The organism is Nocardia sp. NPDC047654 (assembly GCF_043205035.1).
Taxonomy (GTDB): domain Bacteria; phylum Actinomycetota; class Actinomycetes; order Mycobacteriales; family Mycobacteriaceae; genus Nocardia.
The window spans coordinates 21,239-47,055 of sequence record NZ_JBIDDF010000022.1 but is presented as its reverse complement, the minus strand read 5'-3'; the positions used below and the strand labels follow the sequence as shown (position 1 = coordinate 47,055).

The 25,817-nt window shown below is 68.1% G+C and carries 24 protein-coding genes and 1 pseudogene; 18 read left to right on the top strand and 7 right to left on the bottom strand.

What is annotated here, in order from left to right; translation table 11 throughout:
- Positions 1-10: 10 nt before the first annotated feature.
- Complete coding sequence (locus tag ACGF7Y_RS33530; RefSeq protein WP_393241051.1) at positions 11-1,141, bottom strand: lipase family protein; 1,131 nt, start codon at positions 1,139-1,141, stop codon at positions 11-13.
- Between the two features lie 111 nt (positions 1,142-1,252).
- Here ACGF7Y_RS33530 and ACGF7Y_RS33525 point away from each other — a divergent pair, with 111 nt between their 5' ends.
- The 5 genes from ACGF7Y_RS33525 to ACGF7Y_RS33505 all read left to right on the top strand — a co-directional run bounded on the left by ACGF7Y_RS33525 (position 1,253) and on the right by ACGF7Y_RS33505 (position 5,467).
- Positions 1,253-1,882, top strand: a complete 630-nt coding sequence (locus tag ACGF7Y_RS33525; protein WP_393241048.1) for a TetR/AcrR family transcriptional regulator — start codon at positions 1,253-1,255, stop codon at positions 1,880-1,882.
- Positions 1,883-1,947: 65 nt separating this feature from the next.
- Positions 1,948-2,661: an endonuclease/exonuclease/phosphatase family protein gene (locus ACGF7Y_RS33520; protein WP_393241045.1), complete on the top strand. Its 714-nt coding sequence runs from the start codon at positions 1,948-1,950 to the stop codon at positions 2,659-2,661.
- Between the two features lie 146 nt (positions 2,662-2,807).
- Positions 2,808-3,335, top strand: coding sequence for a hypothetical protein (locus ACGF7Y_RS33515; protein ID WP_393241042.1), 528 nt, complete (start codon positions 2,808-2,810; stop codon positions 3,333-3,335).
- A 355-nt stretch (positions 3,336-3,690) separates the two neighbouring features.
- The gene (locus tag ACGF7Y_RS33510) at positions 3,691-4,263 is read left to right on the top strand and encodes a copper chaperone PCu(A)C (protein WP_393241039.1); all 573 of its coding nucleotides are present in this window, start codon (positions 3,691-3,693) and stop codon (positions 4,261-4,263) included.
- Complete coding sequence (locus ACGF7Y_RS33505; protein ID WP_393241036.1) at positions 4,256-5,467, top strand: Dyp-type peroxidase; 1,212 nt, start codon at positions 4,256-4,258, stop codon at positions 5,465-5,467. The genes ACGF7Y_RS33510 and ACGF7Y_RS33505 overlap by 8 nt, the downstream gene beginning before the upstream one ends.
- A gap of 82 nt (positions 5,468-5,549) precedes the next feature.
- Here ACGF7Y_RS33505 and ACGF7Y_RS33500 read toward each other — a convergent pair.
- Both ACGF7Y_RS33500 and ACGF7Y_RS33495 read right to left on the bottom strand, forming a co-directional pair.
- Positions 5,550-6,716: pseudogene (locus tag ACGF7Y_RS33500) on the bottom strand (transcription termination factor Rho, short form); the annotation flags it as partial.
- Positions 6,717-7,207: 491 nt separating this feature from the next.
- Positions 7,208-8,230, bottom strand: a complete 1,023-nt coding sequence (locus tag ACGF7Y_RS33495; RefSeq protein ID WP_393241033.1) for an ABC transporter substrate-binding protein — start codon at positions 8,228-8,230, stop codon at positions 7,208-7,210.
- Between the two features lie 155 nt (positions 8,231-8,385).
- Here ACGF7Y_RS33495 and ACGF7Y_RS33490 point away from each other — a divergent pair, with 155 nt between their 5' ends.
- The 5 genes from ACGF7Y_RS33490 to katG all read left to right on the top strand — a co-directional run bounded on the left by ACGF7Y_RS33490 (position 8,386) and on the right by katG (position 14,148).
- Positions 8,386-9,147, top strand: coding sequence for an enoyl-CoA hydratase (locus ACGF7Y_RS33490; protein ID WP_393241030.1), 762 nt, complete (start codon positions 8,386-8,388; stop codon positions 9,145-9,147).
- Between the two features lie 294 nt (positions 9,148-9,441).
- The gene (locus tag ACGF7Y_RS33485; RefSeq protein ID WP_393241027.1) at positions 9,442-9,963 is read left to right on the top strand and encodes a hypothetical protein; all 522 of its coding nucleotides are present in this window, start codon (positions 9,442-9,444) and stop codon (positions 9,961-9,963) included.
- Positions 9,964-9,975: 12 nt separating this feature from the next.
- On the top strand, positions 9,976-11,145 hold the full coding sequence (locus tag ACGF7Y_RS33480; protein ID WP_393241024.1) for a zinc-dependent alcohol dehydrogenase: 1,170 nt from the start codon (positions 9,976-9,978) through the stop codon (positions 11,143-11,145).
- A gap of 283 nt (positions 11,146-11,428) precedes the next feature.
- Positions 11,429-11,872 (top strand): Fur family transcriptional regulator, encoded by a 444-nt coding sequence (locus ACGF7Y_RS33475; RefSeq protein ID WP_040871953.1) that lies wholly within the window; start codon positions 11,429-11,431, stop codon positions 11,870-11,872.
- 35 nt (positions 11,873-11,907) lie between these two features.
- Positions 11,908-14,148, top strand: coding sequence for a catalase/peroxidase HPI (gene katG / locus ACGF7Y_RS33470; protein ID WP_393241021.1), 2,241 nt, complete (start codon positions 11,908-11,910; stop codon positions 14,146-14,148).
- A 70-nt stretch (positions 14,149-14,218) separates the two neighbouring features.
- Here katG and ACGF7Y_RS33465 read toward each other — a convergent pair whose 3' ends face one another.
- Both ACGF7Y_RS33465 and ACGF7Y_RS33460 read right to left on the bottom strand, forming a co-directional pair.
- Complete coding sequence (locus ACGF7Y_RS33465; protein ID WP_393241018.1) at positions 14,219-14,884, bottom strand: phosphate uptake regulator PhoU; 666 nt, start codon at positions 14,882-14,884, stop codon at positions 14,219-14,221.
- 203 nt (positions 14,885-15,087) lie between these two features.
- Positions 15,088-15,507, bottom strand: a complete 420-nt coding sequence (locus ACGF7Y_RS33460; RefSeq protein WP_393241015.1) for a hypothetical protein — start codon at positions 15,505-15,507, stop codon at positions 15,088-15,090.
- Between the two features lie 260 nt (positions 15,508-15,767).
- On the opposite strand from ACGF7Y_RS33460, the gene ACGF7Y_RS33455 reads away from it, so the two are divergent.
- On the top strand, positions 15,768-16,727 hold the full coding sequence (locus tag ACGF7Y_RS33455) for an MBL fold metallo-hydrolase (protein ID WP_393241012.1): 960 nt from the start codon (positions 15,768-15,770) through the stop codon (positions 16,725-16,727).
- Positions 16,728-16,761: 34 nt separating this feature from the next.
- On the opposite strand, the gene ACGF7Y_RS33450 is transcribed toward ACGF7Y_RS33455, so the two are convergent.
- The gene (locus ACGF7Y_RS33450; protein WP_393241009.1) at positions 16,762-17,145 is read right to left on the bottom strand and encodes a DoxX family protein; all 384 of its coding nucleotides are present in this window, start codon (positions 17,143-17,145) and stop codon (positions 16,762-16,764) included.
- A 130-nt stretch (positions 17,146-17,275) separates the two neighbouring features.
- A complete protein-coding gene (locus ACGF7Y_RS33445) occupies positions 17,276-18,004 on the bottom strand; it encodes a nuclear transport factor 2 family protein (protein ID WP_393241006.1) in 729 nt (242 codons plus the stop codon).
- Positions 18,005-18,131: 127 nt separating this feature from the next.
- Here ACGF7Y_RS33445 and ACGF7Y_RS33440 point away from each other — a divergent pair, with 127 nt between their 5' ends.
- From ACGF7Y_RS33440 to ACGF7Y_RS33410, 7 genes are all read left to right on the top strand, one after another.
- The gene (locus tag ACGF7Y_RS33440; RefSeq protein ID WP_393241003.1) at positions 18,132-18,755 is read left to right on the top strand and encodes a TetR/AcrR family transcriptional regulator; all 624 of its coding nucleotides are present in this window, start codon (positions 18,132-18,134) and stop codon (positions 18,753-18,755) included.
- Between the two features lie 191 nt (positions 18,756-18,946).
- Positions 18,947-19,213, top strand: coding sequence for a hypothetical protein (locus tag ACGF7Y_RS33435; protein ID WP_393241000.1), 267 nt, complete (start codon positions 18,947-18,949; stop codon positions 19,211-19,213).
- Between the two features lie 127 nt (positions 19,214-19,340).
- Positions 19,341-20,348, top strand: coding sequence for an Acg family FMN-binding oxidoreductase (locus tag ACGF7Y_RS33430; protein WP_393240998.1), 1,008 nt, complete (start codon positions 19,341-19,343; stop codon positions 20,346-20,348).
- Positions 20,349-20,392: 44 nt separating this feature from the next.
- Positions 20,393-21,064, top strand: coding sequence for a DUF2267 domain-containing protein (locus ACGF7Y_RS33425; protein ID WP_393240995.1), 672 nt, complete (start codon positions 20,393-20,395; stop codon positions 21,062-21,064).
- Between the two features lie 224 nt (positions 21,065-21,288).
- Complete coding sequence (locus ACGF7Y_RS33420) at positions 21,289-21,945, top strand: response regulator (RefSeq protein WP_393240992.1); 657 nt, start codon at positions 21,289-21,291, stop codon at positions 21,943-21,945.
- 38 nt (positions 21,946-21,983) lie between these two features.
- Positions 21,984-23,762: a GAF domain-containing protein gene (locus ACGF7Y_RS33415; protein ID WP_393240989.1), complete on the top strand. Its 1,779-nt coding sequence runs from the start codon at positions 21,984-21,986 to the stop codon at positions 23,760-23,762.
- A gap of 44 nt (positions 23,763-23,806) precedes the next feature.
- Positions 23,807-24,820, top strand: a complete 1,014-nt coding sequence (locus ACGF7Y_RS33410) for a methyltransferase (protein WP_393240986.1) — start codon at positions 23,807-23,809, stop codon at positions 24,818-24,820.
- Positions 24,821-25,817 lie beyond the last annotated feature (997 nt).

The window sequence follows — 25,817 nt, the reverse complement described above, 5'->3', positions numbered from 1 at the left end:
GCGCCCCGGCTCAGGCGAACAGGCGCGCGACGAACGGAATGCTGTGCGGCAACGAAGCGGCCATCGTGGCGCTGTGATCCTTCCCCGCGTACACGCGGACATCGGGCCGGACACCGTGCGATTCCAGATCGACGACCAGCTTCGCGGTCAACGGCGCGGGGACGTCGGTGTCGTTGGTGCCCTGCCCGATGAACAGCGGCCGGTCGTATCCCGTCAGCGGGACGTCCATGACCGGGCGCGCCGTGGCGACGAAGTCGCCGTCGGTGAGCGGGCGGGAGAACAACTGGTCGACCGAGATTCCCTGCGCGCGATCGGCGAGCGGCTGGAAGCACAGCGACTCCGCTGCGGTCACCAATTGCTTGCCGACCGGGCTGAGATAGCTGTCCAGATCGAAGCCTGGTCGCGCCGCCTTCAATCCGTTCAACACATACGCGATATAGGCGGTGAGGTGCGCGTTGCCGATCGCGGGCACACCGGGTCCGAGGAACGAAGCGGCCTCGACGATGTTGGAAGCAGGGCCGGTGGCGACGGCGCCGCGATAGTCGAGGTCGGGTGCGTATTCCGTCGCCAGTGACGCGGTGAACACCGCGGCGCCGCCGCCTTGCGACTGCCCGATCGCCACCCATTTCGACGACAGCGAATCGTCGGCCGCGCGAGCCGCACGCACCATGTCGATCGCCGCGTGCGCCTCGGCACGTCCGTCCAGGTACGCGTGCGGTCCCGGGGTGCCCAGACCGATGTAGTCGGTCGCGACGACGGCGTAACCCTGGCGCATCCACGTCGCCAGGTAGTCCAGGTCGCGTTTGCTGCGACCCGCGGTGGAAGGCGCGCATTCGTCGGCGAGGCCGACCGTTCCGTGTTCCCAGGACAGCACCGGCCAGCCCCCGCTCGGCGGCGTGCCCGCGGGCACGAAGACGGCGCCGCTGGACAGGGCCGGCCGGCCGTCGGAGGTCCGAGTCCAGTACGTCAAGCGATGGGCCGAGCCCGCGCCCTCGATCCAGAGCGGTTCGGGCATTGCCTCATCGGTGGCGACCGTGCCCGGCTCCGGCCCCTCGGGATCGGCCACCGCCGGACCCATCTGCGCCCCCGCGCACAGCAGCGCCGCCATGGCCACGGCAATTCCCGCACGTCGCACCGACATGGGCGTCACCTCTCGATCGTCGGCTTGGTGTCTCGATGAGACACTGTAACCCGACAATCGGCTAAAGTGTCACTTTGAGACATCAATGACATCGCGGAGAGAGCTGCGGACATGACGGGCGTGAACGGTCCACGCGAACGCGAGAAGACGCGAGTGCGCCGGGATTTGGTCGAGGCGGCGCTGCGGCTGTTCGAAATACATGGGTTCGAACAGACCACCGTGCAGCAGATCGCCGACGCCGTGCGGGTCTCGCGGCGCACCTTCCATCGCCATTTCCCCTCGAAGCTCGCGGTGGTCTTCAGCCACGAGGAAGACCTGATGGCGCAATTGCTCGCCGCCGTCGACCGGCGACCGGCGACCGAATCGGTGCTGACCGCACTGCGCGCGGCGCTGCGCGACTTTCTGCTCGACGAGCAGGACGCCCCGGCACGCCACCGCCAGGCGGACACGGCGCGCCGGGCCAGGCAGCTGCTGGTCGGCAACCCGGAATTGCGCCGGGAGAACTTCATCGGCGCCCTCGGACGCCAGCGCGCGATGGCGCTGAACTTCGCCGCCCGCGCCGGGCTCCCCGCCGACGATCTGCGGCCGCAGCTCACGGCCGCGGCCTGTTTCGCGGCCTTCGGCGTCGGCCTCGATCACTGGATGATGGGGGCGGACCATTCGATTCCGGCCCTGCACCGCGTCCTCGATCGCACGGTGGCCTCGCTCCAGCAGGGCATCGATATCCAGGGCGCGGGCTGAGCGCGCCGAGGGCGGCGCAGCCCGCGCCGTAACCCGTTCCACCCGGGTCGCATACCATCGCGAAGGTGATCACGGTGGCCACTTGGAACGTTCTGCATCGCGTGCACGCCGAGAACTGGTACGAGGACGTCGCTACCCGATGGCCGGACGAGGGGGCGCGGATCGCCGCGGTGACCGCGCGGGTGGCCGAACGCACCGAACGGATCATCGCGTTACAGGAGGTCAGCGGCGATCAGTTGGCCGGCCTGCGAATGGCGCTGCCGGGCCGGACGATCCACGCGATGCGGTATCAGCGGCTGCCGACACCGCGGCGCGTCCCCAGCTCCCTGCTCGACGGCGGCGAATATCTGGTCGTGCTCACCGCCGAGCCGAGCCGTGAAGTCACCGCAGAATCCTTTGCCCAGGACCGCGGTAAAGGCGCTCTTGTCGTCGACGCGGGCGGCCTGACGGTGATCGCCACCCACGTGACCGGTGACCGGCGGCGCGCCGACCAACTCACCCGCCTGGCCGAACTCGCCACCGACGCATCGCAGAACGCCGCGGTGCTGCTGGGTGACTTCAACATCGACCGCGCCTCCGTCGCCGCCGGGTTGGGCGACGCCTTCGTCGTCGCCGAATACGCCGCAGGCGCGATCCCCACCCGCCCCCGCGATTCGGGCCCGAAGTCGCAGTACATCGACCACGTGGTGGTACACGGCGCGACCGTCACGGCGGCGGCGGTCGACGACGTCGGCGGGGTATCCGACCACAACCTCGTCCACGCGGCCCTCACGGTCTGAGCGGGCCGCCGTCGCCGTTGCGCTGTGGAGATATCGCGCACCACGCCGATTCGGTCCGAACAGCTCGGGCTCGCGGCAGACCCGATGGCAGGGCTTGAACTCGATCCGGTGCCGGTCACCGCTACGACAGGAAGTAGTATGAGCCGGTGGATAATCCGGCGGTAGTAGCGGCGCGGATGCGCGGCGCGTTCGTCGGATCCGCGGCCGGGGCGGTGAGCATCGCGGCGCACGCGCTCGGCGGCGGCGCGCTGTCTCCCGGCGCCGCGCCGATCGCCCTGCTGATCGCCGCGTGCGCGGCGGTGGGCGTGCTGGCCGGCACGCGGCCGCACCGTCGTGGGCCGGGCGAGATCATGGCGACGCTGGCGGTGGGGCAAGCCGTCGCACACGTCGCATCCACCCTGTCGGCCGGCCATCACCACTACGCGGGCACAACGTCGGCGATGCTCTTGACGCATCTGGCGGCCGTTCCGCTCGGCGCGCTGCTCATTCGCGCCGCCGAACAAGGTGTGCTGCGGGCGGTTTCCGACGTGCGGCACGCGGTGCGCGTGCTCGCCGACGGGCCCAGCGCACCGGTCCGGCTCGGCTCGTTCGCCTTCGGCCGGGCGCTGCCTCATCCACGGCGCCTGCTGCTCGGTTCGGGCTCCGGTCTGCGCGGTCCACCACTCCGGGCCTGACCTCCTCCTCGCGCCGGCGAGCGTCGCGGGCTCACCGCCCCGCGACGCGAATCGGATCGACATCGTCCACGCGGCTCGAAATCTGCCCGAATCAGCGAATGCCACGGCAGGTCGTGGCACGGCACAGCGCTTCGCCACGAGACTCAGTGAGCCGCGGTCTATTTCGGCGAGTCCCCCGATGGTCGCGGCGTTCGGAACAACGCCCGCCCTCGGCCGGTCCGGTGATGTCGCCACGAGTCCGCTGCGCCGGCCGACAACACCCGATGACGGACCGGCAGGCCCACCGGCGGATCCGTCGACGCCTCACACCTCGTCGGCGCACCACACCACATCGCGCGAAACTTCCGGAGTTCTCATGTTTGTCAATACCTTCACTTCGCCACGCATCGCTCGCCTCCTGCGGGGCGCGATCGCCGCCGCGGCGGTGCCCCTTCTGCTGACCGCGTGCTCGTCGGCCGACAAGACGGACACCGTCGCATCAGCCGATGCCGTGACGATTGCCGACCAGTGGGTCAAGGCGGCCGACAGCGGGATGTCGGCCGCGTTCGGCGACCTGATCAACAGCGGCGACACCCCCCGCACCATCGTCTCGGCCACCAGTCCCGCCTCCGACCGGATCGAGCTGCACGAAGTGGTCACCGACGCGAACGGGACGAAGGCGATGCGGCCCAAACGCGGCGGATTCGTCGTCCCCGCGCACGGCCGCACCCAGCTGCGGCCCGGCGGCGACCACATCATGTTCATGGACCTGCACGGACCACTGCGCACCGGATCGGAGACGTCGCTCACGCTGACCTTCGACGACGGCTCGAGCACGACATTCACCGCCCAGGTGCGCGACTTCGCGGGCAACCAGGAGAATTACGTGCCCGATCACGCGGGCGGCGAGTCACACGCCGGCGCGCAGACCCCCGCGCACGGTGGCTGAGCGGAACGGACCGCGACCCGCACGGATCAACCGGCGGCGCCTGCTGGGCGGCGGTGTCGCCGCGGCAGGCGTCGCCGGTGCCGGGCTCGGCGCCGCCGCCCGCATCGGACAGCGGGGGCCCGATCCGTCGCCGTGGGACGCGGCGGTGCCGTTCTACGGACCGCACCAAGCCGGGATCGATACCGTGGCGCAAGCGCACGCGGCGTTCGTCGCATTCGATCTGAGGGCGGGAGTCGGGCGCGAGGACCTCGTCGGACTACTGAAGATATGGACCGGCGACGCCGCCCGGCTCACCCAGGGGCGGCCCGCCCTCGCGGACACCGAACCCGAACTGGCGCAGCGTCCGGCGCGGCTAACCATCACCGTGGGTTTCGGGCCCGCGGTGTTCCCGGCGGCCGGCCTCGGGCATCGCAGGCCGTCCTGGCTGCGGCCGTTGCCCCCGTTCCCCATCGACCGGCTCGAAGCCGCCTGGAGCGGAGGCGACCTGCTCCTGCAGGTGTGCGCGGATGAGGCGACCACGGTGTCGCACGCGGTGCGTGTGCTGTGCCGGAGCGTGTCGTCGCTGGTCACCGTGCGCTGGGTGCAGCGTGGATTTCGCGATGCCGCGCCGGGCGGGACGCCGCGCAACCTGATGGGCCAGGTGGACGGCACGGTGAACCTCGCTCCCGGCACACCGGAGTTCGCCCGCCTGGTGTGGGACGACGGCGCGACCCAGCCCTGGCTGAGCGGCGGTACCTCGTGCGTGCTGCGGCGGATCGCGATGACATTGGACACCTGGGACCGAATCGACCGAGAGGAAAGGGAACTCACCATCGGCCGCACCGTTGCCAACGGTGCTCCACTGACCGGAACCGACGAGTTCGACGAACCGGACTTCACGGCCGTCGACGCGAACGGGATACCCGTCATCCCCCCGTCGTCGCACATCGCTCGGGCTCATCACACGCACGACGGCGAGCGTTTCCTGCGTCGTGGCTACAACTACGACGACGCGCCCGCGCCGGGCGGGATCTCCAACTCGGGTCTGCTGTTCGCCGCCTATCAGCGCGACGTGGACACGCAGTTCGTTCCGGTGCAGCGCAGGCTCGCGGAATTCGACGCGCTCAATGTGTGGACGACGCCGGTCGGTTCCGCGGTGTTCGTGATCCCGCCCGGGGTCGCGGCACCGGGCGGCTATCTCGGGCAATCACTGTTCGAGGCGTGAGATGTGTTCGGCGCCCGGCGGGCGCCGAACACATCAGGTCAGCAGAACACTTGCAAGGCATCTCGTCGAACAGCGCATCGTCTCAGCCCGCGTTGCGGATCTGGGTCAGGAAATCTCCATTGGTCTCGGTTTGCCTCATGCCGGCCAGCAGCAGTTCGAGCGCTTGCTGCGGGTCGCGGCCCGACAGGGTCTTGCGGAGGGATCGAGTGGCGGCGAGCTCATCGGCGGTGAGGAGCAGTTCCTCTTTGCGAGTGCTCGACCGGTCGATGTCGATCGCGGGGAACAGGCGGCGGTCGGCGAGGTGCCGATCGAGCTTCAGTTCGGCGTTTCCGGTGCCCTTGTACTCCTCGAAGATCACGGTGTCGGCCAGCGAGCCGGTCTCGACCAGCGTGGTGGCGATGATGGTGAGCGAGCCGCCGTTCTCGATATTGCGGGCGGCGCCGAGGAATTTCTTCGGTGGCGCGAGCGCCCCGGCGTCGACGCCACCGGAGAGAATCCGGCCGGACCCGGCGGCCGCCAGGTTGTAGGCACGGGCCAGCCGGGTCAGCGAGTCCAGCAGCACGACCACGTCGCGGCCCATTTCGACGAGACGTTTGGCGTGCTCGATGGCCAATTCGGCGAGCACGATGTGTTCGCGGGCCGGCTGGTCGAAGGTCGCGGCGGCGACCTCGGCGGGCACCGCGCGGGACAGGTCGGTCACCTCTTCCGGGCGTTCTCCGACCAGTACCAGCATCAGGTGGCACTCGGGATGATTCTTGGCGATGCCGTGCGCGATGGATTGCAACGCGGATGTCTTGCCCGCCTTGGGCGGTGCGACGACCATCGCGCGCTGGCCCTTGCCGATCGGCATCATCAGATCGGTGACGCGGGTGGTCAGCTCGTGCGGCTCGGTCTCCAGCCGTAGGCGGTCCTGCGGATAGATGGGGACCAGGTCGGCGAAGTGCGGTCGCGACCCGGCATTGCCCGGAGGCAGGCCGTTGACGCTGCCGACTCCGACCAGCGGTGCGAGTTTCGCGCCTTCCCGCTTGGATCCGACTGTGCCGGTGACGATATCGCCGCGGCGAAGGCCGTACTCGCGGATCGAGCGCGCGGGCACATGAGCATCGTGCGGTCCGGGCAGGTAGCCGTCGACGTGCAGCGAGGCATGGTTGTCGGTGATATCGAGGATGCCCGTGACCGATGTCGTGCGGTTCTCTCCGGTTGCGTTGTCTTGTCTGCGAATACTGTTGTCCTGCATGGAATTACTCCTGGTGAGTTGTGGATGCGGCGGGTCGCCATGAATGCCGCCTGCTGGGAATGACGCTCGCTGCGGCGCGCCGATGTGCTGTGTGGCTGGAGCCATCCAGTCCGAGCGCGGTGCCGGGGGCACGGCATGCGAGACCGCCGTGGCGAATGTGGACTCTTGTGGGAGGGAACTGTCACCTACATCCACAAGATGAAGACCGCACCAACAGTAGCGGCACCAGCGACAACACGCAATGGCGCCCGATTGTTCCAGTGGTCGATCGGATGACCGTCGCCATGATCGAGCCAGTGCGACGCACGTCGCATGAATCGCTCGGCAGGCGATACCGGGCATACGCCCGGATTACGGTTCGATGTCCCCCACCAGGCGGTTTGCGCTATGTCCGATGGGATTCGGTCGCGGAAGTGGTCCTACGTGCGAAACCAGGACGAGGAGCGGCACGAATGGACAGGTCAGGCTCTCGCGGCACAGCGGAGCCCGACCTGTCTTGCGCACTACTTCGGCGCGTACGGGTTGTATTCGTTGGTGTAGAACTTCGAAGGATCGAACGAACCGGTGATCGCGCCGGTATCTCGCAGCCAAGCCTCCCAGCGCAGGAAGTCGGCGTCGGTGATGACGCCGCTGACGGCGGGCACTCCGACCGACAACCAGTACTTCACCGACGAGGCGTCCTCCCCCGATCGCTTACGCTTCTCGATGATCTCGGTGAACTTCGCGATCACCTGGTCGCGCGGGGTCGTCTTCTGCCATTCGATGGCTTTGGCGACCCCGTCGACGAATGCCCGGACACTGTCGGGATTCTTGGCGATGAAGTCGTTGCGGAAAACGTACTGACCGCCGTTGAACGGACCGAATTCCTCGTAGTCGGTGAAGACCGGACGGAGTCCGCCGTTCGCGATCGCCCGCTGCTGGAATTGCCCGCTCAACGCGGCGACGTCGACCTGCCCGCGCCGAACGGCGTCCTCGGTGTTCGGCGGAGGCAACACCACCAGCTGGACCGACTTGATCTGTTGGTCGTCGAAGCCGATCTTCTTCAACGCGGTGTGGATATCAGCCTCGGACTGGCCGCCCAGCGTATTCACTCCGATCTTCTTGTCCAGCAGATCTTTCGGAGTCTTGATCGGGCTGTTCTCGGGAACATAGAACCCGGTGAACGTCTTCTCGTCGGACCCGTAGTAGTTCACCACGGCGGTAATCGGCGCGCCGCCCTGTGCCAGCTTGGCCACCGCGCCCCCGAACGCACCGCCGAAGTCGACCTGACCGGTCGCCGCCGATTGGATGTCCTGCGGACCGCTGATGGTATTGCCTTGCCACTCGAGCTTCACTTTGCCGTCGAAGAAGCCGAGATCTTCCGCGAGTTCCGGAATGACGACTTGAGACGCCCAACCTTGATAACGCAGCACCGGCACACCGCCGGACGTACGGACCTCCCCGCCGCCGCATGCGGTCAGCAGCATCGCCACCGTCGCGGCGACTATCGCGCCGACCAGAAACCTGCTGTGCGCTCTCACGCTCATACTCTCCTCGCTGGCAGCAACGCACTGACGCGCCGCATTCCAGCGATCGTTGAGCATGGGCAATCTCGCGTCCATGATTGTCTTCGGCGCGATTCGAAAGCGGCGATCATCACGTGCGTGTCCACCGGCCGCTCCCGGGCGCCTACGATCCGGTCATGGCGGAGATCAGCACAGAGCGGCGGGACAAAGTAGCGATCATCACCGTGCACGACCCGGATCGGCGGAACGCGTTGACACCGGAGCTGTCCGGACAACTGGCCGCCGCGGTGGCCGAGGCCGAGCGCGATACCGGCGTGCACGCGGTGGTCGTCACCGGAACCCCGCCCGCGTTCTGCGCGGGCGCCGATCTCAGCGCGCTCGGCGAGGCCCGCGAGCAGGGACTGCGGGTGATCTACGACGGATTCCTCGCGGTCGCGCGGTGCGCACTGCCGACCATCGCGGCGGTCGGCGGCGCGGCCGTCGGCGCGGGACTCAACTTGGCCCTGGCCGCCGACGTGCGGATCGCCGGCCCCCGCGCCCGGTTCGACGCCCGGTTCCTGCGGCTCGGCATTCATCCGGGTGGCGGAATGACCTGGATGCTGCAACGCGCCGTCGGGCCGCAGCGGGCCGCCGCGATGACGCTGTTCGGGGAGATTCTCGACGCCGAGGCCGCCCGCGACGCCGGTCTGGCGCACCGGGTGATCGACGGTGACCACGACGCGCTGCTGGACGGCGCGGTCGAGTTCGCCGCGGCCGCGGCCGACGCGCCGCGCGACCTGCTCATCACCACCAAGCGCACCATGCGCCACACCGCGAATCTCGCCGCTCACGCCGACGCGGTCGACGCCGAGATCGTGCCGCAGGTGGCCTCTCTCGAATCCCCCGAATTCGCCGCGCGGCTGGCGGCGAAGAAGGCCGAGATCGGCCGATCGAGATGATCCGACGGCGCTCGTGCGGCAGGGGCCGGCCACCGAGCGCAACCCTGGTCGGCGGCCGGACAGCCGAGGAAACGAAGTGTGGTCCCGCTGACCTCGTCGGACTCGAGCGACAACGGCGAATCCGGTTTGGTGTATCCGGCTGCGGGTAGCCGCTTCGAGACCGCATAGGACATGCGCGGCAGTTCTTGCTCCGCGTCCTCTGCGACCGACGATTCGTGCCGCTGACCCGCAGGGCACGGTGCTTCTCGTACGCGTCGAAGTGTCGGGCGACTACGGAGACCAACAGGAGGCCCCATGCACTACATCGATGACACCAAACATTTGCTGAGCGACCTCGTGGGGCGGCTGATCGAGTCGGCGAGCAGCTATTCGAGCAGCCAAACCGTGACCATCGCTCGCCCGCGAGCCGAAGTCGAGCGGTTCTGGCGCGACCCGGCGAACCTGTCGGAGGTGCTGGGCGATATCGCCGAGGTCAGCTCGACCGAACCGTCGATCTACGAGTGGACGTTGCACTCCGGCACCGACGGGCGCACGACCTGGAAGACCACCCTGCGCGAGGAGGACGGGAACCTGCGGTTCGTCGGCTTCGACGACGAGGACAGCGCCTCCGCCCGTGGCCTCGAGATCGACCTCGGTTTCCGGGACGCGCCGCGCAATCTGGGCACCGAAGTGACCATGCGGGCGCGGACCCCACTGCCCGACCTGCTGACCGGCGCGGCCATGTTCACCGCCCTCTATCGAGCCCGAGCCCGGCTGCAGACCGGCGAAATGCCCACCCTCGCCCACAATCCGAGCGCTCGCTCGTCGGCTCGGTGAACAGGAGGAGACATGCGTGCGCTCTGCTGGAACGGCGTCAACGACCTCGCCGTGGAAACCGTGCCCGACCCGACGCTGGTCAATCCGCATGACGTCATCGTGCAGGTGCGGCTGACCACCACCTGCGGCTCCGACCTGCATTTCATCGACGGATATCTGCCCGGCATGCGGGAAGGTGACGTTTTCGGGCACGAATTCATGGGCGAAGTCGTCGAAATCGGGGCCGAGGTCGGCTCGACAAAGGTGGGCGACCGCGTCGTCGTCCCGTCCTTCATCGGGTGCGCGTCGTGCTGGTATTGCGACCACGAACTGTATTCGATGTGCGACACCACCAATCCGAACGGTGCGCTGCAACAACCGCTGCTCGGCTATCCGAGCGGTGGCATCTACGGCTACACCCACCCCTTCGGCGGCTACCAGGGATCCCACGCGGAATATGTCCGCGTCCCCTTCGGCGACGTCAACTGCTTCCCGATACCGGAAGGCATCACCGACGAACAGGCATTGTTCCTCTCCGATGCCGTACCGACGGGCCTGATGGGCGCCGAGTTCTGCAATATCCACCCGGGTGACACCGTCGCGGTGTGGGGCAGCGGCGGGGTCGGATTGATGGCCGGGCACACCGCCCGCCTGCTCGACGCCGACCGGATTTTCGTCATCGACCGGTTTCCCGAGCGGCTGCGCGTAGCTAGTGAGCAGTTCGGCGCGGAGACCATCGACTACACCGCCGTCGACAGCGTCCAGGAGATGCTGCGCGAGAGCACCGGTGGCCGCGGCCCGGACGCCTGCATCGACGCCGTCGGAATGGAAGGACACGGCACCGGATTCCAGCAGATCTACGACAAAGCCAAACAACTCCTGCGGCTGGAATCCGATCGCGCGACACCGCTGCGCGAAGCGATTCTCGCGTGCCGGAAAGGCGGCGTCGTCGCGGTGCTCGGCGTCTACGGCCTCACCGACAAGTTCCCCATGGGCGTCGTGACGAACAAAGGCCTCACCATTCGCACCGCACAGCAGTTCGGGCAGCGGTATGTGCCCCGGATGTTCGATTACATCCAGCAGGGTGACCTGGACCCGTCCTACTTGATCACCCACGACATGCCACTCGACGACGCGGTGTACGGCTACGACATCTTCAAGCACAAAAAGGAAGGGTGCATCCGATCCGTCTTCCGGCCTTGATGCCGGATTTCCGAAGGACTGGGTGACCCGCCGGCGGCCCGCGCGTCTCCGCCAGGCGGCCCGACTCCCCATGCGCACCGACACGCGGCACTGTGGTCGGCGGGGGGCTTCGAGCCGCGTGATCGTTACCAACCGCCGGGGCGGCCGGTAACGCCGACGGTGGCACGGCCCCACCCGCACCACTGCCCGGCTACCAGGCCCGGAAGCGCCGATCTCGATTGGGAGAGCGCGACTTTCGGACAAACTCTTGACTCGTTCCAGAAAGCGGACGAGACTTCCGTGCATGCCAACGGCCTCGGAATTCCAGCAGCTGCTGCGAGGAGTTTCGCTGCGTGTGACCCGTCCCCGGGTCGCGGTGCTCAGCGCGGTGCACGACCATCCGCACGCCGACACGGAGTCGATCATCCGTGCCGTTCGATCCGCGCTGCCCGAGGTGTCCCATCAAACGGTGTACGACTCGTTGAACGCGCTCACCGCCACCGGCTTGGTGCGGCGTATTCAGCCCTCCGGGTCCGTCGCGCGCTACGAGTCGCGGGTCGGCGACAATCACCACCACGTCGTATGCCGGGCGTGCGGGGTGATCGCCGACGTCGACTGCGCCATCGGCGATGCCCCGTGTCTGACCGCGTCCGATGACAGCGGGTTCTCGATCGATGAGGCCGAAGTCATCTACTGGGGCCTGTGTCCCGATTGTGTGGAAACACAGGCTTCCCGATCACATCCGTGATCGCAGCCCACATCACTCATTCAGGAAGGAATGCTGTGTCATCCGATAGCCGCCCGCCCAATCCTGACACCGAAACTCACAGCGCAAGCGAAAGTGAGAACCCGGCGATTCCATCGCCCACCGCGAAGACGGATCGTCGCCCCCACAGCAACAAGGACTGGTGGCCGGAGCAGATCGATGTCTCGGTGCTGCACGCCCATTCGTCCAAATCCAACCCCCTGGGTGCGGACTTCGACTACGCCGCGGAGTTCGCGAAACTCGACGTCGATGCCCTCAAGGCCGACGTCGCCGCGGTCCTGACCAATTCGCAGGACTGGTGGCCCGCCGACTACGGCAACTACGGCGGCCTGTTCATCCGGATGAGCTGGCACGCCGCGGGTACCTACCGCATCGCCGACGGCCGCGGCGGCGGCGGTCAGGGCGCGCAGCGCTTCGCGCCGCTCAACAGCTGGCCCGACAACGCCAATCTGGACAAGGCTCGCCGGCTGCTGTGGCCGGTCAAGCAGAAGTACGGCAACAAGATCTCCTGGGCCGACCTGCTCGTATTCGCGGGAAACGTGGCCTTGGAGTCGATGGGCTTCCAGACCTTCGGTTTCGGCTTCGGCCGCCCGGACATCTGGGAACCGGAAGAGGTCTTCTGGGGCCCGGAGGACACCTGGCTCGGCGACGAGCGCTACAGCGACGACCGTGAACTGACCGGCCCGCTCGGCGCCGTCCAGATGGGCCTGATCTACGTGAACCCGGAAGGCCCCAACGGCCGGCCGGATCCGGTGGCCGCCGCGCGGGACATCCGGGAGACGTTCGGCCGCATGGCGATGAACGACGAGGAGACCGCCGCGCTGATCGTCGGCGGCCACAGCTTCGGCAAGACCCACGGCGCCGGCGACCCCGGCCTGGTGGGCGCCGAGCCCGAAGGCGCCCCGATCGAGCAGCAGGGCCTGGGCTGGAAGAGCGCCTACGGCACGGGCAAGGGCAAGGACGCCATCACCAGCGGCCTGGAGGTCGTCTGGACGTCCACCCCGACCCGGTGGGGCAACGGCTTCCTGCAGAACCTGTACGGCTACGAGTGGGAGCTGACCAAGAGCCCCGCCGGAGCCTGGCAGTGGAAGCCGAAGGACGGCGCGGGCGAGGGCGCCATCCCGGATCCGTTCGACGGCCCCGCGCGTACCCCGACGATGCTGACCACGGACCTCGCGCTGCGGGAAGACCCGATCTACGGCGAGATCACCCGTCGCTGGTTGGAGCACCCCGATGAGCTGGCCGAGGCGTTCGCCAAGGCGTGGTACAAGCTGCTGCACCGCGATATGGGACCGATCAGCCGCTACCTCGGACCGTGGGTTCCGGAGCCGCAGCTGTGGCAGGATCCGGTTCCCGCCGTCGATCACCAGCTGATCGACGAACAGGACATCGCGGCCCTCAAGAACAAGGTCCTCGAGTCCGGCCTGTCGGTGGCGCAACTGGTCAAGACGGCCTGGGCTTCGGCGGCCAGCTACCGCAGCACCGACAAGCGCGGCGGCGCCAACGGTGCCCGGATTCGTCTCGAGCCGCAGAAGAACTGGGCGGTCAACGAGCCGGACGAGCTGGCCAAGGTTCTGCCGGTGCTCGAGCAGATCCAGCAGGACTTCAACAGTTCCGCCTCCGGCGGCAAGAAGGTCTCGCTGGCCGACCTGATCATCCTGGCCGGATCCGCGGCGATCGAGAAGGCAGCCAAGGACGCCGGGCACGATGTCACCGTGCCGTTCACGCCCGGGCGGACGGACGCGACCCAGGAGAGCACCGACGTCGAGTCGTTCGCGGTGCTGGAACCGCGGGCCGACGGGTTCCGCAATTACGTGCGGACCGGCGAGAAGGCTCCGCTGGAGCGCCTGCTGCTCGACCGGGCGTACATGCTCGACGTGACCGCTCCCGAGCTGACGGTGCTCATCGGCGGCCTGCGCGCCTTGGGTGCGAACTACGGCGGCACCGACCACGGTGTGTTCACCGACCGGCCGGGCGTGCTGACGAACGACTTCTTCGTCAACCTGCTCGACCAGGACACCGAGTGGAAGGCGTCCGAGTCGGCGGAGAACGTCTACGAGGGCTTCGACCGGTCCTCCGGTGCGGCCAAGTGGACGGCCACCGCCAACGACCTCGTCTTCGGGTCGCACTCGGTGCTGCGCGCACTGGCCGAGGTGTACGCGCAGGACGACGCCGGGGCGAAGTTCGTGAACGACTTCGTCGCCGCGTGGGTCAAGGTGGTCGAGAACGATCGGTTCGACCTCGCCCGATCCGTCTGAGCGAAATTCCGGGCCGGCCCTCCGGGGCCGGCCCGGATTCTCGAGTCGCGACGGCGCGTGCCGTCCGGATCTAGCCGGACGGCAGAGCCGTGTCCTCGGGCCGACGCCCGGTGGTCATGTACAGGGTGCGGCGGCCGACCTCGACAGCATGGTCGGCGAAGCGTTCGTAGTAGCGGCCCAGCAGGGTGACATCGACCGCGGCGGCGGTGCCGTTGTCCCAGCCCTCGGCGAGGATCGCGGCGAGCAGATCGCGGTGCAGGTCGTCCATGGTGTCGTCGCGGGCGTCGAGATCCGCGGCGTCGCCGGGGTCGGCGGTGGTCAGTACGCCGACCGCGGCGTCAGCGAGGTCGACCGCCGTCTCACCCATGTGACTCACCAGCTCGCGCACCGGTTCGGGGACGGCGTCGGCGGGATGCCTGCGCCTCGCGGTACGGGCGATGTGCTCGGTCAGGGTGCTCATCCGGGTGAGGTCGTCGACCAACCGCAGCGCGGTCACCACCCGCCGCAGTTCTCCCGCCACCGGCGCCTCGAGCGCCAGAAGCGTGACCGCGGCGTGTTCGGTGTCCTCGCGCATCGCCACGGTTTCGGCGCAGTAGTCGATGGTGCGCTCGGCCAGCTCCAGATCCGCGCCGAGCAGCGCGTCGGTCGCCATCGCGATGGCTTCCCGATTGCGCGCGCACATCACTCGCAGTTGACCGGCGAGCTGCTCGAGGTGATCGTGATAGCGGGTGCGCACTACTCCATCATCGCGCGTATCCCAGTCGTGCGCTGCAGGCTCGCGGCGTCAGCCCGGTACAGGTCGCTCCCCTGCCCTGGCACACGGGTCACGAGTTCGTTCGGGCAAATGCTCCACGGACAAGCCCACGCAGCGCCGCGCGGTCGGCACGCCGCCGTGAGTCAGCCGCTCCCGCCACGGCGGACATGGTCTGCGAGACCCGGTCAGCGCTGCACGTGGCCTGCTCGTTGCACCTTCCTGGCGGCGAGCACCAGCGGGATTTGCAGCGGAAGCCGCACCAGGGCAACCGCTTTCACGGGCGCCGGGATCCGGTCGTTGCGCAGCCAGTCGACCGCCATCTGAATGTTGGCCGGGAACACCGCCAGGAACAACCAGGCGGCCCATCGCCCGCCCCACCGCCGCGTCCGCGGCGTGACGAGCGCGGCGGCCACGACGAGTTCGGCGACCCCGGAACCGTGGGTGTACAAACGGGGCCGGCCGGGCAGCTGTGCGGGGATCACCGAATCGAACGGCTGTGGCGCAAGGAAGTGCAGTATCCCCACGCCGAACAGGAGCGCGGCCAGTCGTCGCGCCGTCGATGCCGCTGCGCGTTCGCTCGCGTCGGCATGTTCCACTGATGCCATCACCTCTCGCTTTCCGGCAACCAAACGGCAAGCCCGCATAGATAGAACCGCTAGTAACTTAATTATCTGCCGACTCTAGCGGCACGGGCGCAAGGGGTCGACACAACCTCGGATTTCAGAAGTAAACGGCCGCGCCATACCGCCATTGCCGCCGATCTCGAACCACTCGATCAGCGAGGAGAACGAAAGTTCACATAGTGCGGTGCCCGAGTAGGCTGTCGTCGGACATGTCGCTGCCGGTCGTGCGGGAAGGGGCGGGTGTGGGATTGCCATCAACCGGACCGTTGACGGCGCGCACCGGCGCTGCCGGAATGTGGTGGTCGTGTTGTGCCGCCGGGATGTCGATGCCGTGGCGGACGGTGTTCCCCCGCCGCCCCGACGCGGAGTTGCTGGGCTCGATCACGAACGCGGGACTGCCCCCGGCAAGGGCCACAGTTCGTTTGACCGCGCTCGTCCATGGCGTGCGCCCCGCCCCGGCCTACGGGGTGATCGAAGGAGCGCTGCGGCCGCCCACGGTAGCGATCGCGATGACCAGTTTCCTCATAGAACACCCGGAAGCTCGTTTCCTGGTCGATCCGGCGATGTGCGCCGACGTGCACACCCGGGTCCTGCCGCGACTGCGCCGCCCCTATCGTGAGCTCGTCGCGCCGAGGAAACCGCTTGTCGGATTGGGCGATTCGCTGGCGATGTCGGCTATCCCCGTCGACGCGGTCGACTTCGCGATCGCGACGCATATTCACTGGGACCACGTGGCCGGACTGCTCGATCTACCGGCGCCACTCGCGCTGCGGGCATCCACGGCCGAACTGGCGTGGGCGACGAACCCCGCGACGGCCCCGATGGGAGTCGCCGAGCCGCTCAGCTCACGACCCACCCCGTCCTTCGACCTAGACGGACCTCCGGTTCTGACCTTTTCCCGCAGCCACGATTTCTTCGGCGACGGCTCGGTCCTGGCGGTGGATCTCTCCGGCCACACCCCGGGCAGCATCGGGCTCGTTCTCGCCGTACCGGACGGCGGCACCGTGCTGCTGGCCGGTGACGCCGTCTGGCGCCGCGAGCAGATCGCCCTGCTCCGCGAAAGGCCTCCGCTGCCGGGCCTTCTCGTCGACCATGATCGATCCGCCGCCTTCGCCGCCATCCACCGCCTGTACCGCCTACCCGCCGACATCGAAGTCATTCCCGCACACGACTACGCGGCAGCGAAAAGATGGGCGCCGTAACGGGTTCACCGCCAGCGGGTGACATCACCCGCGGTCAGCTGGTGAACGACTCCGGCCCGAGCCGGCCCCAGGCCACATACGCGGCCAGGGCCAGATAGACGAGGTTCAGCACGATGAACTTGGCTTCTCCCTCGCGGAGATGGGTGATGATCGCGCCGATCATCAGCAGGACCCAGCAGACGGCGGTCACCGGCACCAGCACCGGCGCGATGTCGAGCGCGGCAGGCAGGATCAGCCCGGCGGCGGCCAGGATCTCGATGACCCCGAGGGTTTTGACGAAGCCGACGCTCGTGTGCCCGGTCCATCGACCACCGGGGGATTGGGCCAGTTTCTGTGCGGGCACGAACGTCTTGGTGATGCCACCGGCCAGAGCCACCGCGGCCAGCAGTCCGGCGGCGATCCACAAGGTGAGGTTCATGGGTACTCCTCGCTGAGTTCTTCTCGGCGACTCCGGTTCGGAACGGAGCCGCGCTCGGTCGTGCACAAGACACCACCGGTCCGGTTCTTGTGACACCCCATTACTCGAGGCCTCTTACTCGAGGCCTCGGTCATCTCCTGAAGCGGTTGGCGAGGGCGGGAAGCTTGGAGGCGGCCAGCAGGGCACGGAACTGCCAGCTGCCGTCGCCGGGGAGGATCCCGGCGCGTTGCGTGACATCGAAAGCGTCGTAGAGGGTTTCACCTTCTTCCATCAGGCCGTCCTCGTTGAAGTGATAGCGGTCCACGGCCGGGCACTGGATGAATCGACCGTCGCCCTGGAGCGCGGGCGCGCTGTCGTCGTAGGGATACAGGCGCAGCGGGCCGTCCCAATGGCCGCTGCCGATGTACCGGATGACCGTGCGCACCCGGCCTTCCGGCGTCACGTCGAGGTACACCTGGCCGGGCACCGGGTCGTATCGCCAATCCGGGATGGCGTCGAAGAAGGCGAAGTTGTACTTCACGAACTCGTCGATGCCGACGATCGTGCGTCCGAACGTGGTCACATCGGTATAGCGGACGTCGGCGGTGTAGAGCTCGTGGTTGAGGCTCATGTCCCGGACCAGGAAGCTCCACCAGTACTTCTTCGCCCAGTCGAGCAGCCAGCTCAGATCGATGCCGAGCTTCCCGTAGTAGGCCAGTTTGCGCTCGAACTCGCCGAACCACTCCTCGGTCGTGGCCTGTAGCTCCGCTTCCGGGACAGCCCGGATCGGCACCGCCCGGTTCGTGCTGAGGAACTCCGGTACCGGTTTCGACAATCGGGGACGACGCAGCGCTTGCTGGAACTGTTCGTCGCTGAACATGGGCAACCTTTCACCGCGGCCGCAGGGCGGGCGAGGCGGCACGCCCACCGAACTTGAATCAGATGATTCATGTTGAATCAGTTGATGTCAACAGGGTGGCGAGGCATCGCGATGCGAGGATGAGCGGGTGAATGCGCCCAAGCTCTGGCGTGGCCAGACGCTGCGAGACCGATCCGGCGATCGCCGCGAACAACTCCTGGACGTCGGGTTCGAACTGCTCGGTACGGCGGGGACGAGCGGGGTCACCATGCGGGCGGTCACGCGTCAGGCGAACCTGAGCCCGCGCTACTTCTACGAAAGCTTCGACAGCCGCGAGACACTGATCCGGGCTGTCTACGACCGGGTCGAAGCGGCCTTGCGGGAGCGGGTCGCCGCCCTCGAGCCCGCCACCGATCCGCGCGCCGCCGTCCGATCCGCGCTGCGGATCTGCGCGGACTTCTTCGAAGAGGACCCGCGCCGCGTCCGGGTACTGCTGCGCGAGCCCCTCGCCGATGACGACCTGCGCCGCCACGTCGCCCTCCGGACGCCCGCGGTCGTCCGGGCCTTCGCTCCGGTCCTCGGCACGGCCGCCGTCGGCCTGTTCGCCAGCAGCGACGAGACGCTCGCCGCCATCGGCGCCGCCCTGGCCGGCGCCCTCACCGCGGTCTACGTGGACTGGGTCGACGGCAGGCTGCCGATGGACCGCGACCGGCTCGTGGACACCGCGGGCGACATCGTCGTCGCGCTGCTGAGCATCGCCTTCGAGTTCTGATCCGGACCTCGGACAGTCTCGGACCCACTGCCACACCCAGGAGAGCCATGGCCACTTCGGCACCCTCCCGAATCGCCGCGCCGCCGCTCGCTGAGGTCGGCCGAGGTCACACCCGCATCGGGACGTTCGCCCCACGCTTACGGGTAGCAGTACCCTCCCGGCAGAACCACCGCGGGAACAAACTGTGTGCTATGTCACCCCGGTTCATTCCCCGACCCTCGTCCGGCGGAACCCCGGACCCGGATGCCGCTCCGCTGGCGGTGCCCGCGGTGGTGGTCGCAACGATCATGCTGCTCGGTATGCCGGCCGCGGTCTTGGTGTTGCTGCCCGCATGGGCCCGCGACTACGGCGCGGGCTTGGTGTACCCCGCTGTCTTGATCTACGCCGGTCTCGCGGTTCGGCTGTTGTGGTGGGGCGTGGCGATCCTGCGTACCCGTGTGGCGGAGACCGAGGAGTAGGACGCCGTGAAGGTCACGGGCAGTGGGGGCCGCGGTCCGCTCCGGTGCCGGACGCGGGGACCAAGGACCCTGCGTCCCGGGCGGAACGCCCGTAGTCCCCCGCGGCCATCGCGCGAAGACTCGAGGCATGACCGCGAACGACGAAGCACCCGGGCTCCCGGTACCCGATCATCGGGTGATGCTGGCTGCGCTGCGGCTCGCCACCCGCGCGCCGTCGGTGCACAACACCCAACCATGGCGCTGGATCTTCGACGGCACGCGCCTGCACCTCTACACCGACGGCGACCGACTACTGCCCTCGACCGATCCGCACGGACGCCAGCTGGTCATCAGCTGCGGAGCCGTACTGCATCACGCGCGAACCACCTTCGCCGACCGGGGCTGGCACACCGACACGACGCGCGTACCCGACCGGCAGCGACCCGACCACCTGGCGGTGATCGAATTTCAGCCGTGGGCCGACCCGCCCGAGGGAATCCACAGCCGAGCACTCGCCATCGACCGGCGGCGCACCGACCGGCTGCCGATGACCGAACCCGACGGCTTCGCCGACGTGCTCCCCCGGCTGCGGATGCTCACCTCCCCGCACGAGGTGGAACTCAGCGTCTTGGACGACAGCGCCCGGCCCCGGCTGGCCGCCGCCTCCGAGCAGGTCGGTGCGCTACGCAGGCACGACTTGCTGTATCAGACCGAATTGGAATGGTGGACAGGGCATTCCGAGAATCCGGAGGGCGTGCCCGCCGCCGCGCTGGTGTCCGACGCGGAATTCGCTCGGGTCGGAGTCGGCCGCGCGTTCCCCCCGGCTCCGCATTCGATGCGACGCGCCCGGCAGGAGGATCGCGCGCGGCTGGTGGTGCTCGGCACCGAAGGCGATTCGGTGACGCAGTGGCTGCGCACCGGTGAAGCGTTGTCGGCCGTGCTGCTGGAATGCACCGCCGCCGGGCTGGGGACCTGCGCGCTGACCCACATCACCGAACTGCCGACAACGCGCGGACTGCTCGGCGGTCTGGTCCCGCGCCCGGCCACCCCGCAAGTGCTGATCCGCATCGGAACCGCGCCCGACGACACGGACATGATCCCGCCGACCCCGCGACGACCGGTGATGGACGTCTTCACCGTCACCGGTTCGCGCTGACCCCTGAGACCTAGGTGGCGACATCCGATAACCACGATTCACCCGTGAAAGGCACCCTCATGAGCTACCACCGCGACCCCCTCGCACCCGCGATACACACCGCACACGAATGGCTGCGCACTCTCGCCGACGGACTCGCCACCGAAGACCGGCCCTTCGCGCACCGCGCCTTGCGAGCCTGGCTGCATACCGTCCGTGACCGCATCGGCGTCAACGCATCCGCGCACCTGAGCGCCCAGCTGCCCGAACTCCTGCGCGGGATCTACTACGAGGGCTGGGTTCCCGCGCACGTCCCCGTTTCGCACGACGTACCCTCGTTCGTCGATCAATTCGCACGGGAAGCGGGCGTCTCCAGGGACGAGGCCTACGCCCTCGCGGGCGCGGTGACCGACGCGCTGGCCGACTTGTTCTCTCCCGGACAGCTCGATCACGTGTTCGCCTGGCTGCCGGAAGATCTGCGGGCGGTACTGCGCGGAACCGACCTGGCGGGCACTTTGCCGGAGAAGACCGCGATGCGGCCGGCGGAATCGCCCCGCCTCGACGAACTGGACAGCCGCCTGCGGGCACTCACCGACGCGGTGACGGTGCTCGCCCGCAGCCTCGAAGCGACTTCTGGTGGCGACGCGGGCGATACCGAGCAGCTTTCCGCCGCCCGGCAAGCCCACCGGATCCTGATCGCCGAAGGACTCGCCCGCTCCGACGCACCCACGCGCTGACCCGATCCCCTGCGGCGGGCCGGCTTCGGCGCGTCGTCCCCAGCCGCGCCGCGCATTCCGCAGCGCCGCGTGCCGCCTGACGCTTCTGCTCGAATTCACGATGGGCCGTGCTACGGACCCTTCTGCGATGCCTATTCGGCCGGGAAAAGGACTTTGGTCCGTACCGAGCCTTCCGCCCCCTGCGTAGTGTCGACCACACACCTGCTCCCGGATTGGACACCATCATGATCACGGTGTTTCTGGTCGACGATCACGAAATCGTCCGTCGCGGCTTGGCCGACCTGCTCTCCGACGACCCGGAACTGTCGGTGATCGGCGAAGCGGGCGACGTCGCCCAGGCACTTGCCCGCATCCCCGCACTCCGGCCGGACGTCGCCGTGCTCGACGTGCGCCTGCCCGACGGCAACGGCATCGAACTGTGCCGCGACCTGCTGTCCAAACTCGATGATCTGCGCTGCCTGATCCTCACCTCGTTCACCGACGAACAAGCCATGCTCGACGCGATCCTGGCCGGGGCCAGCGGATACGTGGTCAAGGACATCAAGGGCATGGAGCTGGCCAAAGCCATCAAGGAAGTCGGCGCCGGCCGCTCCCTCCTGGACAACCGCGCCGCCGCCGCCCTCATGCAACGACTGCGCGCCAACACCGACCACGACGGTCCCCTGGCCGGACTCACCGAGCAGGAACGCAAACTCCTCGATCTCCTCGGCGAAGGATTGACCAACCGTCAAATCGCGCAGCGCATGTTCCTCGCCGAGAAAACCGTGAAGAACTACGTCTCCCGGCTGCTCGCCAAACTCGGGCTGGAACGGCGCACTCAGGCCGCGGTCTACGCCTCCAAACTCCGCTCCCGTTCGCCCGGCTCCACCATCGACTTCTGATCGTTCATTTCCGCCACGGGGTGAAATATCCTGGAGCAATGGCGAGCAGCCGCGCCGGCGGCGGTCCAGGGGCAGCGCAGCCGACCGATTACGCGTCGGCCGACGCCTATTCGGTGCGTGACACGCTCTCGCAACTGCGGCTGCGCGAACTGCTCGGCGAGGTCAAGGATCGCATCGAGCAGATCATCGACGCCCGCGACCGGATGGACGGCCTGATCGAGGCCATGCTCACCGTCACCTCCGGCCTGGATCTGGACCGCACGTTGCGCACCATCGTGCACACCGCGATCTCCCTGGTCGAGGCGCGCTACGGCGCACTGGGCGTGCGCGGCCACGACCAGCAACTCACACTCACCCAGTTCATCTACGAAGGCATCGACGAACCCACCCGCGAACGAATCGGTGACCTCCCCCAAGGCCACGGCGTCCTGGGACTACTGTTCAGCCAGCCCAAACCCATCCGGCTGGACAACCTCGCCGAGCACCCCTCCTCGGTCGGCTTCCCCGCCCACCACCCACCGATGGGCACCTTTCTCGGCGTACCCGTCCGCATCCGCGACGAAGTGTTCGGCAACCTCTACCTCACCGAGAAAACGGGCGGCCAGCCCTTCACCGAAGACGACGAGGTCATCGTGCGAGCCCTGGCCGCCGCGGCGGGCATCGCGATCGACAACGCACACCTCTACGAATCCGCCCGCACCCGGCAAGCCTGGATCGAAGCGACCCGCGACATCACCACCGAGTTCCTCGCGGGCACCGCACCCGATCGAGTCCTGACCGACCTGGTGGAGGCCACCTGTCGGCTCACCGGCTCGCAACAGACCTTCCTGGCGGTCGTCCCGGACCCCGAGAGCCCGCCCGAGGAGATCACCGAACTCCTGATCACCCACACCGCGGGCAGCGCGGACGACCAGCGGCTGATCAAACTCCCACTCGGGGACACCACGATCGGCCAGGCGTTCGGCTTACGTTCTCCGCAGCGGGTCAACGACGCGCGCCGCGCCGATCTCGGCAAGATCTTCCCCGACGCCGGACCCGCCCTGGTGTTGCCCATGCAAACCTCCGACTCCACCGTCGGAGTGTTGGTGGCGCTGCGCGCAGTGGAATCGGCGCCCTATGACGACGAAATCCTCGCATTGACCGCCGCCTTCACCGACCAAGCCGCTCTGGCGATGCGGCTGGCCGACGCCCAACAGCGCATGCGGGAGCTGGACATCCTCTCCGACCGCGACCGCATCGCCCGCGACCTGCACGACCACGTCATCCAACGCCTGTTCGCCGTCGGATTGAGCCTGCAGGGAACCGTGCCCCGCACCCGCGTCCCCGAAGTACGCGAACGCATCACCGACGCCATCAACGACCTGCAAGACGTCGTCCAGGAGATCCGGACCTCCATCTTCGACCTGCACGGCGGCGACAGCCACAGCGCGCGAGTACGCCAACGCATCGAAGAAGCGATCCGGCAGCAGACCGACGCCAGTGGACTGCGCACCTCCGTGCGCATCACCGGCCCCCTCTCGGTGATCGACCCGGAACTGGCCGATCACGCCGAAGCCGTTGTCCGCGAAGGAGTCAGCAACGCCGTACGGCACTCCGGCGCCGACTCCGTCGCGATCGAGATCACCGTGGCCGACGACCTGACCATCGTCATCGAGGACGACGGCCGCGGGATCCCAGAAGACGTCATGACGAGCGGACTGCGGAATCTGGCCGAGCGTGCCGAGCAGGCCGCCGGAACTTTCACCGTCGCAGCCGGCACCGGCCCGGATGGCACCACAGCGGGCACCCGATTGTGCTGGACAGTCCCGCTGCGCTGAACGTCCAGAGTCCGGTAAGGGCACGCTGTCGATCGAGGAGGGTCATGGCCGAGGAGCCGACGGAGTGGGGTGGTGCGCTGTGGGCGGCTGCCGACCTGGTGACCCCGATGGCCATCCGGGTGGCGGCGACGCTGCGGCTGGCCGACCACATCGCCGCGGGCACGCGGACGGCCCAGGCGCTGACCACGGTGGTGGACGCGGACCGGGACGCGCTGGGACGCCTCTTGGACCACCTGGTGACCGCCGGGGTGTTGTCTCGTGTGGCTCCCGGTACCTACGGCCTGACGGCATTGGGTGAGCGCCTGCGTGACGATCATCCGGAAGGAGTGCGACGCTGGATCGATCTGGAAGGCGCCGTCGGGCGCGCCGATCTGTGCTTCGCGCAGCTGTTGCACACCATTCGCACCGGTGAACCCGCGTTCCCGCGTCAGTTCGGCCGCACGTTCTGGGACGATCTGTCCGCCGACCCGGGGCTGGGAGCGTCTTTCGACGCTCTGATGGGAGCCCGGCTGGCGCAGGACGCGCCCGCGGTGGCCGACGCCTATCCATGGGGCGCCCTGGGGCACGTGATCGACGTGGGCGGCGGCGACGCCAGCCTGCTCATCGCCCTCCTTCACGCCCACGGCGCCCTGCGCGGGACGGTGATCGACCTGCCCGGCCCGGTGGCCCGCGCGGACCGGGCCATCGCCTCCGCCGGACTGGCCCATCGAGCCGACGCACAGGTCGGCAGCTTCTTCGATCCCCTCCCCGCCGGAGCGGGCGGCTATCTGCTCTCCGGTGTCCTGCACGACTGGGACGACGAGGCTGCCGTCCACATCTTGCAGCGATGCGCCGACGCGGCCTCGGAGACGGGAAGGGTGCTCGTCGTCGACCACATCGGCGATGCCGAGGGCAGCCCGCCGGACACCGAGGGAGATCTGCGGATGCTCTGCTACGTCCGCGGCCGGGAACGCACCCTCGACCAACTGAGTGCGCTGGCCGAGTCGGCCCGCCTACAGGTCGGTTCGGCCGTCCCGGCCGGTTCGCGGTCGATCATCGAGTTGCGTCCTACTCGCTGAGCCACCACCGAGCGGGTGCACCGGACCGCAGCTCGCGACTTCCGATCGTGTTCGCACCGGATGTGATCCAGGCGCTCAGCACGGATCCCCTCGAGGTGAATTGCGTCGCTCGTCGAGGTGGGGTCCCGCTGACCGGATTCAGGGTCGCAGTTGGGAGGCGGGTTCGAACGCCTCGGTCAGGACTCGAAAAGAAGGTGGAGCAACTTTCCGTATCGAACTCGCAACCTGGCAAGCGCTGTACCACCGATCTGACACCTCACACCAAGGGCTGCTCGCACTCGGTCTGCGATCCGCTGGTGAGAGGTCAGTGCCTCGACAGAATCCGCATCGAAATCACTCAGATCGCGCAGTACGGAGTCGAATTCGCCGGGGTCCGGGACCGGTGTCGCCGCGGAAGCGGTCACTGACGGCTTCGGCAGCGGCGAGATCGGCTGTGCTCCCTGCGGCAGCGAACCGGCCCACGGCGGCCATCGCATGGTCGAAACGCTGATGATGGCCGGCGAGGTCGCGTTCCACTGTTGGGCTACCGCACGTCCCGGCATCGACCCGTGCACACCGCTACGAGCGATCGTGACCGCATCAGCTCCGCTGCTGGAACGCAACGCCTCGCGCGTGAACTCGACCAGGAGCCCGAAAACCACAGGTGCAACAAAGGATTCTGCGCGGCGTTCGACGCGAAGCAGAAGTTCTACCTGCGCGCGTTCTCACCCTACGACTGCGATGCATGGCTGGGCGACTACACCAGCAACGACAGCAATAGGTTCGCCATGCAGCATCCGCGCCTACGTCGGAGTCGGTCAACCGATCCCGACCCGAGGCTGGGACGGTACCCCCGAAGACCGCATCGAGACGGTAAAGGTCAGTGGGCCCGGCGGCACCGAAACCCGCAACCTCGCCGTAGCCGCAGTCAAGGCATACCAGAACTGACCCAGCATCGGAACGGGGGTCCGGGAACATCCACGAGAGCAGTCACGCTACGGCGGAGGGGATCGCCGTG

Coding starts and splice junctions, on each gene's coding strand:
- ACGF7Y_RS33530 (WP_393241051.1), bottom strand. CDS start 1,141: ATGTCGGTGCGACGTGCGGGAATTGCCGTGGCCATGGCGGCGCTGCTG.
- ACGF7Y_RS33525 (WP_393241048.1), top strand. CDS start 1,253: ATGACGGGCGTGAACGGTCCACGCGAACGCGAGAAGACGCGAGTGCGC.
- ACGF7Y_RS33510 (WP_393241039.1), top strand. CDS start 3,691: ATGTTTGTCAATACCTTCACTTCGCCACGCATCGCTCGCCTCCTGCGG.
- ACGF7Y_RS33495 (WP_393241033.1), bottom strand. CDS start 8,230: ATGAGCGTGAGAGCGCACAGCAGGTTTCTGGTCGGCGCGATAGTCGCC.
- ACGF7Y_RS33490 (WP_393241030.1), top strand. CDS start 8,386: ATGGCGGAGATCAGCACAGAGCGGCGGGACAAAGTAGCGATCATCACC.
- ACGF7Y_RS33485 (WP_393241027.1), top strand. CDS start 9,442: ATGCACTACATCGATGACACCAAACATTTGCTGAGCGACCTCGTGGGG.
- ACGF7Y_RS33480 (WP_393241024.1), top strand. CDS start 9,976: ATGCGTGCGCTCTGCTGGAACGGCGTCAACGACCTCGCCGTGGAAACC.
- ACGF7Y_RS33475 (WP_040871953.1), top strand. CDS start 11,429: ATGCCAACGGCCTCGGAATTCCAGCAGCTGCTGCGAGGAGTTTCGCTG.
- ACGF7Y_RS33460 (WP_393241015.1), bottom strand. CDS start 15,507: ATGGCATCAGTGGAACATGCCGACGCGAGCGAACGCGCAGCGGCATCG.
- ACGF7Y_RS33450 (WP_393241009.1), bottom strand. CDS start 17,145: ATGAACCTCACCTTGTGGATCGCCGCCGGACTGCTGGCCGCGGTGGCT.
- ACGF7Y_RS33445 (WP_393241006.1), bottom strand. CDS start 18,004: ATGTTCAGCGACGAACAGTTCCAGCAAGCGCTGCGTCGTCCCCGATTG.
- ACGF7Y_RS33435 (WP_393241000.1), top strand. CDS start 18,947: ATGTCACCCCGGTTCATTCCCCGACCCTCGTCCGGCGGAACCCCGGAC.
- ACGF7Y_RS33430 (WP_393240998.1), top strand. CDS start 19,341: ATGACCGCGAACGACGAAGCACCCGGGCTCCCGGTACCCGATCATCGG.
- ACGF7Y_RS33420 (WP_393240992.1), top strand. CDS start 21,289: ATGATCACGGTGTTTCTGGTCGACGATCACGAAATCGTCCGTCGCGGC.
- ACGF7Y_RS33415 (WP_393240989.1), top strand. CDS start 21,984: ATGGCGAGCAGCCGCGCCGGCGGCGGTCCAGGGGCAGCGCAGCCGACC.
- ACGF7Y_RS33410 (WP_393240986.1), top strand. CDS start 23,807: ATGGCCGAGGAGCCGACGGAGTGGGGTGGTGCGCTGTGGGCGGCTGCC.